The sequence below is a fragment of the Acidimicrobiales bacterium genome, from assembly GCA_035316325.1.
Classification (GTDB): Bacteria; Actinomycetota; Acidimicrobiia; order Acidimicrobiales; family VFJN01; genus DASXTK01.
This window is the reverse complement of the sequence record DATHJB010000022.1, coordinates 40,167-54,336: the sequence shown is the minus strand read 5'-3', so window position 1 is coordinate 54,336 and position 14,170 is coordinate 40,167. Positions and strand designations below refer to the sequence as shown.

Here is a 14,170-nt window from a genome sequence, read left to right as displayed (position 1 = left end):
GGCGACCGCCCAGAAGACCACGACCGGCGCCCGCCGCCGCCACACCAGGGGGATGTGGACGGCGACGGTGCAGATCCAGCCGACCACGCCGGTCTCGCCGCCTGCCACGGCGAGGCTGACCGCGGCGAGCCCGGCGGCCAGGGCGGCGTCGGCCGTTCGGGGCTGCCGTGCCATGAGGGCGGGGGTCGTGAGCATGGTCCTCGAGGGTCAGGCGTCCCGGCGACGCAGCACCACCGCTCCGGCGGCGAGCACGGCCACGATGTAGACGGCCAGCAGGGCGCCGGCCGCAACGGGCGTGAGCAGGTCCGTTTCCACCGCGGCGGTGTCGAGCGTATAGACCGCCTCGGCGGCCAGGCCGGGATGGAAGGGGAGGACCGCGTCGCGGGCCGACTCGGGGACCGCCAGTGCCAGCAGCGCCGGCGTGACCATCATCAGGCCGATGTAGGTGGTCAGAGCCCCGGCGGTGTGGCGGATGACGGTGGCGAGCCCCAGGCCGATCAAAGCCAGCGCCACCACGGTCAGCGGCCCCGTGAGAATGGCGCGCAGCGCACCGTCGTCGACGATGCCGACACCGTGATCGCCGGCTACGGCCTGGCTGACCAGGAACGACACCACGCAGACCACGAGCATCACCGGGGCGATCACCACGGTCAGCGCCAACGCTTTGGCCCACAGCAGCGGCAGGCGGCGGGGCACCGCGGTCAGGCTCGACCGGATCGACCCGGAGGCGTACTCCCCGGTCATCTGCAGCATGCCGAGGACCACGACGATCAGCGAGCCCAGGTGCAGGGCGTCGAAGGCGGTGTCGATGGCCGCGGCCGTGGACGGCTCGATCTTGCCGCCGTCGACGTCGGAGGCGTACGCGGCGGCGAAGATGGCGGCCAGACCGACCAGTGCGGCGCCGACGCCGGCCAGCACGATCCAGGTGGAGCGCAGCGAACACAGCTTGGTCAGCTCCGAACGGAACACCCGGGGCAGGGTCACGCGGTATGCCGGGGCGGTGACGTCGAGGGCGGCGTCGACGGTGGCGTCGAGGGTGGTCATGCGGCGCTCCTGTCGTCGGTCCGGTACTCCAATGCGTCCCGGGTGAGGTCCATGTAGGCCTCCTCCAGCGAGGCGCGCTTCGGGGTCAGCTCGTGCAGCGCGATGCCGCGATCGGCCGCCAGCGCGCTGATCCTCTCCACCGCCACGCCGTGGACCTGCAGCACACCGCGCTCGGTGCTCGACACCGTGGCGCCGTCGCCGACGAGCAGGTCCCGCAGCTCGCCGGCCTGCGGGGAGCGCACCGTGACGGTGTCGGTGTCGACGCGGGCGATGAGCTCCTCCACGGTGGTGTCGGCGAGCAGGCGGCCGCGGCCGATGATCACCAGGTGCTCGGCGGTGACTGCCATCTCGCTCATCAGGTGGCTCGACACCAGGACGGTGCGACCCTGCCCGGCGAGGTCCTTCAGCAGGTTGCGGATCCACAGCACGCCGTCGGGATCGAGGCCGTTGACCGGTTCGTCGAGGATGATCACCTCCGGGTCGCCGACGAGCGCCGCGGCGATGCCCAACCGCTGGCCCATGCCCAGGGAGAACGCCCCGACGCGGCGCCGGGCCGCGTCACCGAGGCCGACGCTCTCCAGCGTCTCGTCGACGCGGCCGGCGGGGATGCCATGGGTCTGCGCCAGCGCGATCAGGTGGTTGCGCGCCGTCCGACCCCGGTGCACGGACTGGGCCTCCAGCAGCGCCCCGACCTTCTGCAGCGGCGCCGTATGCGCCACGTAGCTGCGGCCGTCCACCGTGGCGCGGCCGCGGGTGGGACGGTCCAGCCCGACGATCATCCGCATCGTGGTGGACTTGCCCGCACCGTTGGGGCCGAGGAAGCCCGTGACCTGGCCGGGCCGCACGCTGAACGACAGATCCTGCACGGCCGTCTTGTCGCCGTACCGCTTGGTCAACTGGTCGATCTCGATCATGGACGCCACCGTAAGGACGCGTCCCACCGCCGAAAACAGCCTGCAGTCTGGTCTTCGCCCCACCCCCACTACGACCTTCGTCGTACCGGCCGACACCGAAGGCGGCCCGCCGCCGGCAGGTAGGTCGGGTGTGGTTGGTCAGGTCTTGTGGTCGAGGAGGATGCCGTGTCCTCGGCTGGTGTCGATGGTGAGGCCGATGGGTGCGAGTCGGGCGCGTAGGCGGGACAGGCGGGCGGTGGCCTGGCGCTTCGTGCCCCGACCGTCGGGTCGGAGGGCGCCGGTGATGTCGGTCCAAAGGACGACGGTCCCGAACCGGTCGACGAGGAGGCCGACGAGCCGGCTGTCGCCGGTGGCCAGGGAGACGTGGTGGCCGTCGTAGTGGAGTTGGGTGTCGTCGGTGAGTCGGGGCCGGCGTCGTTTGCCGGTGGCCCTGAGAGCGAGCGCCTGGAGGCGGGCCCATGTGTCGCGTTCGCCGGCGGACGCCCGGATCCAGTCCTCGTCGTCGTCGATCGTTGGTGGGGTGGTGTCGTCGTCGAGGAGCAGTAGGCGGGGTACCCGGCGTGCGGCCAGCTCGGTTCGCCGGTCGGCGTCCCTCGGCCAGCGCACGATCTCGGGTGGCGTCATCGTCATCGTCATCGTGCTCGTCGCTTCGGTGTGGGGGTGGGGGCGTCGTCGGAGAGGATGACGCCGCGCTTGCGCACGACGTGGAGCCGGAGGCCGACGTCGGCGAGGCGGGCGGCGATGCGCCGGACGAAGTTGCGGCGGGAGGCATCCGAGGTGCTGCCGCCGTGGTCCTGGTAGGTGCGGATGAGTTCGTCGTGGGTGACGAGGCGCCGGTAGTTCTGGATGAGGAGGTCGACGACGGGCATCTGGGTGGTGGAGACGGCGACCCAGCGTCCTCGGAAGCGGACGAGGCCGTCGTCGTCGAGGATCGGCTCGGCCCGGGTGTGGAGCAGGCGGTGCTGGAGGTTGGTGACGCCTCGGACGATGGCGAGCGGGTCGGCCGCTTCCGGGATCCACTGTTCGAGGTCGTCGATGATGTTCGGGGGCGTGGAGCCGGGGGCGAGGAGGAGGACGCGGGGTTCGCCGAGGGAGGCGAGGAGTCGGCGACGGTGCTCCTGGGTCGGCCAGTGGAGGACCTCGACGTGGGGCAGCGGGCCGACCGAGGCCCAGGCGGACGGGGAGGGGGAGGGGGAGAGCGTGGCGGGGCTGGGTTCGGGCATTGGGCCGTCCTCCGGAGGGGTGGGTGTGCCCCGGCACCGCGCGGGCCGGGGCACACCGGATGGGTTGTCGCTACGGCGTGACGGTCTCGAGCTCGGGCTCGGCGGCCGGTGAGCCGCCGTTGCTGGCGGCCGCGGGGACGAAGGTGCCGAACCCCTCGCCGTAGCCGGGGCTGCCGTGCTCCTCGACGTCGAGGCCGGCCAGCTCCTCCTCCTCCGACACACGGAGGCCGACGACCAGCTTGATGAGGAAGAACATGACGAACGAGGCCACCGATACCCAGGCGATGACGGCGAGGATGCCGATGACCTGGGAGACGAGTTGGTCGGCGCCACCGCCCAGCAGCAGGCCCTGCTTCCAGAAGCCCTCGACGTCCTGGCTGGCGAACAGCCCGACGGCGAGCACGCCCCAGACGCCGCAGACGCCGTGCACCGAGATCGCCCCGACCGGGTCGTCGACCTTGACCACCTTGTCGAAGAAGTCGACGGCGAACACCACGAGCACGCCGCCCACGGCGCCGATGAGGATCGCCCACGGGCCGGTGACGGCCGCGCAGCCGGCGGTGATGGCGACGAGCCCGGCGAGCAGGCCGTTGCCGGTCATGCCGACGTCGGGCTTGCCGGTCTTGAGCCACACGGTGCCCATGGCCGCGATCGCGCCCGCCGCCGCCGCCAGGGTGGTGGTCACGGCGATGGCGCTGACCGCCCCGTCAGCTGCCAGTTCCGAGCCCGGGTTGAACCCGTACCAGCCCACCAGGAGGATGAAGCATCCGAGGATCACGAACGGGATGTTGTGGCCCGCGATCGTGTTCGACGAGCCGTCGGCGTTGTACTTGCCGAGGCGTGGCCCGAGGGCCTTGGCGCCCCAGAACGACGCGATGCCGCCGACCATGTGCACGATCGACGAGCCGGCGAAGTCGTGGTACGGGGTGTCGAGCTGCAGGAGCCAGCCGCCGCCCCACACCCAGTGGACGACAACGGGGTAGATGATCGCCGAGATGATGAACGAGTAGACGAAGTAGGCCTTGAACTTCGTCCGCTCCGCCATCGCCCCGGACACGATCGTCGCCGCCGTGGCCGCGAACGCCACCTGGAAGATGAAGAACGTCGACACCGACAGGTCGCCGTAGGTGCCGGCGTTGTCGCCGAGGAACCAGCCGTCGAGGCCGATGAACTTCTTGATCCCCGAGGTCTCGGGGGCTCCGAAGGCGAAGGCGTAGCCCACGGCGAAGAACGCCACTGCGCCGGCGCAGAAGTCCATCAGGTTCTTCATCATGATGTTCGCAACGCTCTTGGCCCTGGTGAGCCCGGCTTCGACCAGCGCGAAGCCGGCCTGCATGAAGATCACCAGCACGGCAGCCAGGAACACGAAGATGTTGTTGAGGTTCGTCTGCACGAGGGCGACGGGGTCGACCTCGGCGTCCTGAGCGCCGACCGGGCCGGCGAGCAGGATGCCCGCCATGCCGGCAGCGGTCGCGACGCCGGCTCCGACGAGGAGCTTGCGGCGCCACCCCGACCTGGCGGGGTGACTGCGCGGGGTATGCATCTGTCGTCTCTCCTTGGTGAAGGGATGCCGCGCGTGCCAACGACGCACGTCGTCGGGCAGGCGTTGACCACTCACGGCGGGTGAGCTGCGCACTCGGGTGAGGCGCAGGGACGTGCCCGGGCATGCGTTCGTCCAGGTGCTCGCCGCACGGGGCGACTCCGGGACACGCCGGGACCGGGCGCGTTGGGGCCGGTGACGCGGCCTCGGCGAGGCGTCAGCTACGTGGCGGGCTCGGGTGGCCGCGACGTCGACGTCGGCGAGGGGGCGTCAGCCGAGAGCGAGCGCGGGTGGTCCCCGCCGTGTGGGAATGCGCGCCCACAGCAACGACCGGCGGGGGCCGGGCTCGTCGGTGGTGCGCAGGATCGCGCTGACCAGCATGAGCGAGGTCAGCATCAGGATCACGACGAGGGTGGGCACGATGGCCCGGGCGATCTCGTCGATCGTCGTGATGCGCGGCAACGGCTTCGCGTGGTTGGCGCCCACGGTGGAACCGGTGACGTCAGGGCGACCCAGGCTGGCGGGCGTGCCCGAGTCGGGCTCGAGGGTGAGGCCGACCAGGATGCCGAGGAGCAGGAAGAGGCACAGCGCTGCACGCCTGGTCATCCCGCTCACCTCCCCGCTCCGGTCGCCGACCGCCCACCTTGGGCCTGACTCGTTCGTGACGCTAAGGAGCCGCGGTTTCCTCACCGTTCGCGCTCGATTACGGGAGATGCACGAAGACCTGACGCATCCCTGACCTCGAGAACGGTCGTGCTGCGGCGCTAGAGAGCGAGAAGGGGCAGGCAACCGGCGTAGGTCACGAGCAACGCCACCGCCTCACCGCGGGTGACGTGCCGCCGGCGGACCAGCGCCCCCGCGCCGAGGCCCGTGACCAGGAGCATCAGGCCCACGGCGCCCAGGGTGAGCGCCGCGTCGTCGAGGTCAGCCGGTCCGACGAGCCCTATGACGCCGCCGACCGCCAGGCAGTTGAACAGGTTCGACCCGACGACGTTGCCGACGATCAGCTGGTCCTCACCAACCCGTGCCGCGGCCGCGGCGGTGACCAGCTCCGGCAACGAGGTCCCGATCGCCACGATCGTCAGTCCTATGAACCCGCCGGAGAGCTCGACGCGCTCGGCGATGTCCACGGCACCCCAGACGAGCAGCTGCGCACCGATCAACGTGCCGACCAGACCGAGGCCGGTGCTGGCCGCCATCTGCCACGGGGACCGGTGCTCCTCCACGTCGAGGAACTCGCCGACCTCCTCGGCCAGCTCGTCGTCGCCAGCCCCAGGGCCGGAGGGCGCGATCCCTGCCTGGCGCAGCAGGATCGTCAAGGCGGCCACGAGTGAGAGGAGCAGCAACACGGCGTCGGCGCGGCTGAGGCCACCCTGCACCAGCACGGCGAACAGCACCGTCGCCGCAACGGCCAGGGGCAACTCGCAGCGCAGGATGCCCGACGACACCCCGATGCGGCCGATCAGCGCCGCCACACCCAGGACCAGGCCGAGGTTGGCCATGTTCGAGCCGATGACGTTGCCGACACCCACCTCCGGCTCGCCATCCGCGGCGGCGAGCCCGCTGACGAGCATCTCCGGGGTGCTCGTGCCGAAGCCCACGATGACCGCACCGACGACGACCCTCGACACACCCCACCGCTCGGCGAGCCCGGCCGAGCCGGCGACGAACCGGTCCGGCGCGAACGCCAGCAGCACGAACCCGCCGACCACCGCAGCCAGGACGACAGCCACCGCTCAACCCACGGCAAGGACCGGCTCGGGCCGACCCTCCTGCACCTCGCCATCGTCTTGGGACCGGGTCACCGGAGGACCGCCACTCGAACGCAGCAGCAGGTAGCCGATCGTGCCGGCCAGCAGGCTGCCCGCCAGGATGCCGACCTTGGCCGAGGCGGCGAAGGCGGGATCGGTGAACGACAGGCTGGTCACGAACAGCGCCACCGTGAACCCGATGCCGGCGCACACCCCCAGGCCCGCCATCTGCCGCCACGTCGTGCCCTCGGGGAGGCGGCCGGCGCCCAGGCGCACCGCCAGGAACGACGCCAGCAGCACCCCGACGGGCTTGCCGATCAGCAGCCCCAGCACCACGCCCACCGTCACCGGGTCCGACACCAGCCCGCCGATCGCGTCGCCCGACAGCGGGACGCCGGCGTTGGCCAGCGCGAACACCGGCACGATCACGAACGCCACCCAGGGCGACAGCGCCCGCTCCAGCCGCTCCAGCGGGCTCGTCGAGTGCATCGACAGGCGGGACACCTCGGCGATCAGGTGCTCGTTGGCCTCGAACTCCTCGCCCGTCACCACCCGGTCGTAGTAGGCCCGCTCGACGCGGTCCAACAGCCGGCGGGCCTCGGTCGGGTAGCGCCGCGGTGACCGCAGGGGCCACGCCGGCGTCAGCAACCCCAACGCCACGCCGGCCAGCGTGGCGTGCACCCCGGACTCCAGGAGCGCCAGCCACAGCAGCGCGCCCACCGCCAGGTACGGCGCCAGCGCCTGCACGTCGGCCCGACGCATCACGAAGATGATCCCCAGCCCGACCAGCGCGGCGGCCAACCAGCCGAGCGACAGGTCGCCCGTGTAGAAGACGGCGATCACCACGATGGCGCCGATGTCATCCGCGATCGCCAACGTCAACAGGAACACCTTCGCCGCCAACGGCACCCGCCGGCCCAGCAGCGTCACCACCCCCACGGCGAAGGCGATGTCGGTCGCCATCGGGATCCCCCAGCCGTCGACACCGCCACCACCGGCGTTGAACGCCCAGAACACCCCCGCCGGCACCACCATCCCACCCAACGCCGCGATCACCGGCAGTGCCACCGACCGCATGTCCTGCAGCGCCCCGTGCACCACCTCACGCTTGATCTCCAACCCCACCAGCAGGAAGAACACGGTCATCAGCGCGTCGTTCACCCATGCCTGCAGGCTCAGGTGGTCGAGGTGGATCACCTCGCCGAGCTCGATCAGCAGCGGCGTCGACCACAGGTCCACGTAGCTCTGGGACCACGGCGAGTTGGCCCACACGATCGCCACCACCGCCGCCACCAGCATCACGATCCCGCCGGCAGCCTCATGGCGCAGCAGCCGCTGCGCCGGCTGAACCATCGCCCGCGGCACGAAGCGGCCCGACTCCGACCAGGTGTGCCGTACCGGCATCCCGCCGTTCACCTGCATGGGAGCCCTCCCGATCGCGCGTCAGAAACGTGCCGACCAGACTTCCCGGCTCACCACTGACGACTCTACGAGCACCCCGTTACGCGACCGTGTCCGGACCCTGTACGAAGCCTTCGCCCACCGCCGGGTGGCTGGCGTCGATAGGTGGATGTATAGTTCCGATTCGTACATCGGGGCTGCGAGGAGACGAGCATGGCCGGAAAGACTTCCGGGGGAGAGCGGGGTGTGGTCCCGCTGGTCGACTACCTGGTGCTGGGGGACGATCCGCACCTGGTGGCCAACGAGTGCACGTCGTGCGGCGCCCGGTTCTTCGGCCGGCGCAACGCGTGCGCGTCGTGTGGGGGAGAGGGTTTCGCCGGCGTCCGGGTCGCGACCGAGGGCGAGGTGCGGGCGTTCACGATCGTGGCCCATGCGGCACCAGGGGTACCGGTGCCGTTCGTGGCCGCGCTCGTCGACTGCGCCGGCACCAGCGTGCGAGGGAACGTCGTCGGCGTCGAGCCCGATCCGGACCATGTGTCGCTGGGCATGAAGGTTCGACTCACGACCGTGCCGGTGGGTGTCGACTCGGCCGGGACCGAGGCGATCGCCTTCGGCTTCGAGCCTCTGGAGGGCAACTGACATGGCTGATGACGTCTGGATCCTGGGGATCCACATGACGAAGTTCGGCAAGCACCCGGAGCTCGACACGGTCGATCTCGCGGCCGAAGCAGCCATGGGGGCTCTGGCCGACGGTGGCGTGGCCATCGGGGACGTGCAGGTGCTCGCCGCCGGCAACCTCATGGGCGGGCCGGCCGGCATCGGCCAGCAGCTGCAGAAGCAGATCGGCCAGACCGGCATCCCCGTCTACAACGTGGCCAACGCCTGTGCGACGGGCGCGACGGCGCTCCGCACGGCGATCATGGCGGTCAAAGCGGGCGAGGCCGATGTGGGCCTCGCGGTCGGTGTCGAGAAGCTCGCCGGCGCCGGCCTGCTCGGCGGCGGCGGTCAGGCGAAGGCCGACGGCGACTCGTGGACGCCCCAGGGCCGGTTCGGGGCGGTCGCGCCGGTGGACGGGCGGATCGGCACCGACACCATGCCGGGCGTGTTCGCCCAGGTCGGCATGGAGTACGGCCACCGCTACGGCGGCACCAGCTTCGAGCTGTTCGCCCGCATCTCCGAGAAGAACCACGCCCACTCCACCCTCAACCCGCTCGCGGCGTACACCAAGAAGATGTCGCTCGAGCAGATCATGGGCGACGTGATGATCGCCTACCCGAACACCCGGCCGATGTGCTCCGCCAACTGCGACGGCGCCGCCGCGGCGGTGGTCGTCTCCGGCGAGAAGCTGAAGACCCTGTCGCTCGACCAGCGGAGGCGCGCGGTGAAGGTCTCGGCGTCGATCCTCACGTCGGATCCCTGGACGGAGGCCTGCCAGGTCCTGCCGGACGTCAACACCCTGACCAAGCGGGCGGCCGCGCAGGCCTACGAGCAGGCCGGAGTCGGGCCCCAGGACCTCGATCTCGTCGAGTTGCACGACTGCTTCGCCACGGCCGAGCTCGTCCACTACGACAACCTCGGGCTGTGCGAGGAGGGTGGTGCCGTCGACTTCTTCGAGTCCGGTGCTCCCTGGCGCGACGGCCGCCTCCCGGTCAACGTGTCCGGTGGACTGCAATCGAAGGGCCACCCCATCGCGGCCACCGGCATCGCCAACGTCTGGGAGGTTTGTCACCACCTTCGGAACGAGGCCGGCGACCGCCAGATCGACGGAGCCATGGTCGGACTGGCCCACGTCATCGGTCTCGGCTCCGCGTGCGGTGTCCACATCCTGGAGAGGTCGGCGGCCTGACGGGCCGAGGGTCGCGATGACGTGAGGCTGTTGGCGGCGCCCGACAAGTTCAGGGGCACGGCGACGGCCGCCGAGATCGCCGAGGCCATCCGTGGGGCGGCGACTGCCTCGGGTTGGGAGTGTCGGTCGACGCCGGTGGCCGACGGCGGTGAGGGCACCCTCGAGGCGCTGGGTGGCGCCAACCGGGCGACGGTCGTCCACGGCCCGCTGGGCGAGATGGCGACGGCCTTGTGGCGCCTGGACGGCGACGTCGCCGTCGTCGAGATGGCACAGGCCTCGGGCCTCGGGCTGGTCGGGGGAGCCGAGGGCAACGACCCCTGGCGGGCCGACACCGCCGGCACGGGCGAGCTCATCGTGGAGGCGGTCCGCTGCGGGGCGCGGCGGATCATCGTGGCGCTCGGGGGGTCGGCCAGCACCGACGGCGGGGCGGCCTGCCTCGAGGTCGTTCTCGGTTCCACGGCAGACCTCGACGACATCGACCTCGTCGTCGCCTGCGACGTGGAGGTCGGCTTCGAGGAGGCAGCCCCGGTGTTCGGCCCTCAGAAAGGGGCAGGTGGAGAGCAGGTCGCGGCGCTGCACGCGCGGCTCCAGGGGTTGGCCGACGAGTACCGGGCCCGGTTCGGCGTCGACGTGCGGAGCTGTGCGGGCGCCGGTGCTGCGGGAGGTCTGGCCGGTGGGCTGCTCGCGCTCGGAGGTCGGCTCGTTCCCGGGTTCCGGGTCGTGGCCGATCAGTTGGACCTGCGTACCCACGTCGAGGCTGCGGATCTGGTGGTCACGGGCGAGGGCCACCTCGACGAGCAGTCGCTGCGCGGCAAGGCCGTCGGGGGAGTGCTCGAGCTGTGCCGGTCGCAAGGCCGGCGGGGCATCGTGATCGCCGGCGGCGTCGATCCGGCCATGACCGTGCCGGCTGTCTCGCTGGCCCGGCGCTTCGGGGACGCACGTGCCCGGCGTGACGTGCTCGCCTGCGTTGCCGAGGTGACGACCGACCTCCTCGGCATGTGGGAGGCGGGCCACGGCTTGACACAACCGGAATAATTCCTTCACAATCGTCGACGTGGTTGGAGTACGTGGATCGTGACCGGATGGACGGAGGAGCAGCAGGAGTTCCGCCGGGTCGTGCGGCGCTTCGTCGAGGCCGAGGTCGCGCCGCGGAGGACCGAGCTCGAGCTGGGCGACCTCCCTCCCTACGGGGTCCTCCGCTCGTACTACGCCGCCTTCGGGCTCGGCGACGCCGCGCTCGATCGCTTCCGGCGGGCCAGTGCGCGCCGAGCGGACGGGCCCGGCACCGGAGCGGCCGATCGCTCACCCCGGAGCTCGGCCGCCGAGGTCCTGATCCCGATGATCGAGCTCAGCAGATGGTGCCCCGGGCTGGTCACGGCCCTCGGCGTGAGCGTCGGCCTGGCGGCCGGAACGATCCTCCGGTCCGGTTCGGCCGAACAGCGGGAGCGTTGGGCGCCTCCCCTCCTGACCCTGGAGAAGGTCGGCGCCTGGGCGATCACCGAACCGGACTCCGGCTCCGACGCCTTCGGCTCGATGCGCACCGTCGCCCGGCCCGACGGCGACGGCTTCGTCCTCAACGGGTCCAAGACCTTCATCACCAACGGGCCCTATGCCGACACGCTCGTCGTGATCTGCAAGCTCGACGACGGGCGCCCGCCGAAGGACCGCGAGGTCCTCACGTTCGTCCTCGACCGGGGCATGCCGGGCTTGGCGCAAAGCGGGCCCTTGCGCAAGCTGGGGCTTCACTCGTCGCCGACCGGCGAGGTCTCGCTCGCCGACGTCCGGGTCGGCGCCGACCGGCTGCTGCGCTCGTCCGCGGGCGGGGACGCCAAGGCCCAGGACGGCGTGCGGGCCAACTTCGCCACCGAGCGGGCCGGCGTGGCCGCCATGGCCCTCGGCGTCATCGAGCGGTGCCTCGAGCTGGCCGTCGACTACGCCCGGGACCGCGTGCAGTTCGGTCGTCGCATCGGCGACTTCCAGCTGGTGCAGCTGAAGCTGGCGGACATGGAGGTGGCGAGGCTCAACGTGGAGAACCTGGTCCTCGGCTACATCGCCATGGCCGACGCCGGGCGGCGGCCGTCGCTGGCGGAGGCGTCGGCCATGAAGCTGTACTCGGCCCGGGCCGCGGTCGACGTGGCGTCCGCAGCCGTCCAGGTCTTCGGCGGCAACGGCTACATGGCCGAGAACCACGTCGAACAGCTCTACCGGGATGCGCGCGTGTTCCAGATCTACGGGGGCACCGACGAGATCCAGGTGACGCACATCGCCCGGGACCTCCTTCGATGACGACCTCAGCGGGACTCGGCTGCGTTCGGCTGTCGGCCTCGCAGGGCGAAGGCATCCTCGGACTCCTCGATGGTCAGGGGTGGCCCGCCGAGCACCTCTCTTCCGGGCCCCCGGAGCCCGTCCATCACGATGCCGACGTAGCGCCGCACCAGGCGCTGAGCGATCTGCGACTCGTGCCCCGAGACCTGGGCGAACGCGACCAGCGCCATGCGGACGTCGCTCACGTTCGCGTCGGGGCGGAGCTGGCCTGCCGCCTGGGCGCGGTGCACGATGCCGTCGATCACCTCGTACATGGCGTCGCGCTGGTCGAGCAGCTCGGGCGAGCCCGTGATGCGGCGCGAGAGGAACTGCGCGAGCACCAGGTTCTCGAGCTGCAGGTCGGTGATGAACCGGCAGCACTGCACCAGCGCCCGCCAGGGGTCGTCGTCGCCCGCGGCATCGTTGGCGACCGCGGTACAGCGCACCAACCGGTCGAGCACCAGGGCGTGGACGATCGCCTCCTTGGTGGGGAAGTTGCGGTAGAGCGTCGCCACCCCCACCCCGGCAGCCTCCGCGATGTCGCTCATCTGCGCATCGACGCCCGACCGGGCGAAGACCGCGAAGGCCGCATCGAGGATCCGCTCGCCGTTGCGCCGGGCATCGGAGCGACGCTCGGCCCTGTGGTCGCCCTCTCGTGATGTCCGCATCCCACCGGATGTTACGTTCCGGATCGTTCGGAGGAGAAGGGCTCGTTCCTGCGAAGGCCGTCTTCTTCGTCAAACGCCGACCGGGGATCGAGGTCGCAGCGCTCCGGGAGCTGTTCCTGTCTCGCGAGCTCACAGCCGTCCGGTCGCTCCGTCCGCGTCGCTACGTCCAGCACCATGCACTGCCGGGCGGGTATCGGCGGGGCGAGCCTGCGTTCGATCTGGTCGTGGAGCTGTCGCTCGCGGCGGACGAGCCGGACCTCGACGTGCTCGGGGGCGTCGGGGCGTGCTCCGCGGCCGCGGCGGCCGCCGTCGACCGGTCGAGGAGCCTGGGGATGGTCGTCACCGAAGTGCTGGTGAAGTCCGGAGCACCGGCGGCCGGCGGCGTGACCGCCTTCGCGCCGGTGTGCCGCCGGCCGGACCAGGAGCGCGACGAGTTCTTCCGGTACTGGCGCGACGTGCACGGCCCGACCGCTGCCGCGATCCCTCAGCTGGTGCGCTACGTGCAGTGCCATGCGGTCCGGCCGGTCAGGTCGGCGGAGGGCCAGGTGCTGGAGGGCTGCGCCGTGACCTGGTTCGACAGTACGGCCGCGATGCGAGAGGCGGCGGCGACGCCGGAGTACGCCGCCACGCGTGCCGACGAGCCCAACTTCGTCGCCGGCGTGCCGCCCCAGGTGATCACGACCGAGCAGGCGCGCCTCGGCGAGGAGGCGGTCTGATGGGCATCGGGATCAGCCGGCAGGACGGTACGACGCTGGTCACGCTCGACTGGCCCGAGAAGCGCAACGCGCTCGACGTCGACCAGATGTCGGACCTCTCGGCGGCGCTGGAAGAGGCCGCCGGCGGCGACACGAGCGTCATCGTGCTGACCGGAAACGGAGCGTTCTGCGCTGGCGCCAACCTCCGGAAGGTGACGTCCCGGTCGGCGCTGTCCGAGACGGAACGACGGTCGCTCGTCGAGAACGTCGCCCATCGGTTGATCAGGGCGGTCGTCGACGCGCCGATCCCCGTCATCGCCGCCGTCGACGGACCGGCCGTCGGGCTCGGGTTCGACCTGGCACTCGCCTGCAACTGCCGACTGATCGGCCCCCGAGGCTGGATGATGCAGGGGTGGGGGCGCATCGGAGTCATCCCCGGAGCGGGAGGGGAGCTGCTGCTTCGGCTGCTGAACCCGTCGATCCTCTGGCGGCTGCTCGAACAGCAGCCGCGCATCACCGGCCCCGAGGCCGAGCGCTGGGGCCTTGGCGAGGCCGTGTCCTCCGGTTCTGCGCTCGACGCGGCTCTCGGCCGGGCCACTGCTCTGGCCGATCTTCCCCGGGAGACCGTGCTCGCCTACACGTCGCTGCACCGGTCGACCCTGCGGCGGGAGCTGCCCGCCCACCTGGCCGAGTGCGCGGAGGTGCAGCCCCGACTGCTCGCCAGCCCAGCGGTCGCCGAGCGCGTCGCACGCCTGCTCGGGCCACAACCGGAATAGACCCAGAG

The 14,170-nt window shown here is 71.4% G+C and carries 16 protein-coding genes; 6 read left to right on the top strand and 10 right to left on the bottom strand.

Annotated elements, in window-relative coordinates; genetic code table 11:
• The 9 genes from VK611_03150 to nhaA form a co-directional block, all read right to left on the bottom strand.
• On the bottom strand, positions 1 to 195 hold a 195-nt coding region (locus tag VK611_03150), incomplete at its 3' end, for a hypothetical protein (protein ID HMG40292.1).
• A 12-nt stretch (positions 196 to 207) separates the two neighbouring features.
• Positions 208 to 1,044, bottom strand: coding sequence for an ABC transporter permease subunit (locus VK611_03145; protein ID HMG40291.1), 837 nt, complete (start codon positions 1,042 to 1,044; stop codon positions 208 to 210).
• Positions 1,041 to 1,958: an ABC transporter ATP-binding protein gene (locus tag VK611_03140; protein HMG40290.1), complete on the bottom strand. Its 918-nt coding sequence runs from the start codon at positions 1,956 to 1,958 to the stop codon at positions 1,041 to 1,043. Before VK611_03140 ends, VK611_03145 begins: the two co-directional genes overlap by 4 nt.
• A 138-nt stretch (positions 1,959 to 2,096) precedes the next feature.
• A complete protein-coding gene (locus tag VK611_03135; GenBank protein ID HMG40289.1) occupies positions 2,097 to 2,594 on the bottom strand; it encodes a hypothetical protein in 498 nt (165 codons plus the stop codon).
• Complete coding sequence (locus VK611_03130) at positions 2,591 to 3,181, bottom strand: hypothetical protein (GenBank protein ID HMG40288.1); 591 nt, start codon at positions 3,179 to 3,181, stop codon at positions 2,591 to 2,593. The genes VK611_03135 and VK611_03130 overlap by 4 nt, the downstream gene beginning before the upstream one ends.
• Positions 3,182 to 3,251: 70 nt before the next feature.
• Positions 3,252 to 4,724: an ammonium transporter gene (locus VK611_03125; protein HMG40287.1), complete on the bottom strand. Its 1,473-nt coding sequence runs from the start codon at positions 4,722 to 4,724 to the stop codon at positions 3,252 to 3,254.
• Between the two features lie 267 nt (positions 4,725 to 4,991).
• Complete coding sequence (locus VK611_03120) at positions 4,992 to 5,327, bottom strand: hypothetical protein (GenBank protein ID HMG40286.1); 336 nt, start codon at positions 5,325 to 5,327, stop codon at positions 4,992 to 4,994.
• A gap of 158 nt (positions 5,328 to 5,485) precedes the next feature.
• Positions 5,486 to 6,454, bottom strand: coding sequence for a calcium/sodium antiporter (locus VK611_03115; protein ID HMG40285.1), 969 nt, complete (start codon positions 6,452 to 6,454; stop codon positions 5,486 to 5,488).
• 3 nt (positions 6,455 to 6,457) lie between these two features.
• On the bottom strand, positions 6,458 to 7,894 hold the full coding sequence (gene nhaA, locus VK611_03110) for a Na+/H+ antiporter NhaA (GenBank protein ID HMG40284.1): 1,437 nt from the start codon (positions 7,892 to 7,894) through the stop codon (positions 6,458 to 6,460).
• 192 nt (positions 7,895 to 8,086) lie between these two features.
• Here nhaA and VK611_03105 point away from each other — a divergent pair, with 192 nt between their 5' ends.
• Genes VK611_03105 through VK611_03090 form a run of 4 tightly spaced genes read left to right on the top strand, consistent with a single transcriptional unit; the run spans position 8,087 to position 12,005 of the window.
• Complete coding sequence (locus tag VK611_03105; protein ID HMG40283.1) at positions 8,087 to 8,512, top strand: OB-fold domain-containing protein; 426 nt, start codon at positions 8,087 to 8,089, stop codon at positions 8,510 to 8,512.
• Position 8,513: 1 nt separating this feature from the next.
• Positions 8,514 to 9,719, top strand: a complete 1,206-nt coding sequence (locus tag VK611_03100; GenBank protein HMG40282.1) for a thiolase family protein — start codon at positions 8,514 to 8,516, stop codon at positions 9,717 to 9,719.
• Between the two features lie 21 nt (positions 9,720 to 9,740).
• On the top strand, positions 9,741 to 10,754 hold the full coding sequence (locus tag VK611_03095; GenBank protein HMG40281.1) for a glycerate kinase: 1,014 nt from the start codon (positions 9,741 to 9,743) through the stop codon (positions 10,752 to 10,754).
• Positions 10,755 to 10,793: 39 nt separating this feature from the next.
• Positions 10,794 to 12,005 carry an acyl-CoA dehydrogenase family protein gene (locus VK611_03090; GenBank protein HMG40280.1) on the top strand — a complete coding sequence of 404 codons (1,212 nt, stop codon included), beginning with the start codon at positions 10,794 to 10,796 and terminating at the stop codon, positions 12,003 to 12,005.
• Positions 12,006 to 12,010: 5 nt separating this feature from the next.
• Here the strand turns inward: VK611_03090 and VK611_03085 are convergent, their stop codons facing one another.
• Positions 12,011 to 12,691, bottom strand: a complete 681-nt coding sequence (locus VK611_03085; protein ID HMG40279.1) for a helix-turn-helix domain-containing protein — start codon at positions 12,689 to 12,691, stop codon at positions 12,011 to 12,013.
• A 224-nt stretch (positions 12,692 to 12,915) separates the two neighbouring features.
• Here VK611_03085 and VK611_03080 point away from each other — a divergent pair, with 224 nt between their 5' ends.
• Together VK611_03080 and VK611_03075 are read left to right on the top strand one after the other, a co-directional pair.
• Positions 12,916 to 13,407 carry an EthD family reductase gene (locus VK611_03080; protein ID HMG40278.1) on the top strand — a complete coding sequence of 164 codons (492 nt, stop codon included), beginning with the start codon at positions 12,916 to 12,918 and terminating at the stop codon, positions 13,405 to 13,407.
• Positions 13,407 to 14,162 carry an enoyl-CoA hydratase/isomerase family protein gene (locus VK611_03075; GenBank protein ID HMG40277.1) on the top strand — a complete coding sequence of 252 codons (756 nt, stop codon included), beginning with the start codon at positions 13,407 to 13,409 and terminating at the stop codon, positions 14,160 to 14,162. The genes VK611_03080 and VK611_03075 overlap by 1 nt, the downstream gene beginning before the upstream one ends.
• Positions 14,163 to 14,170: the final 8 nt, after the last annotated feature.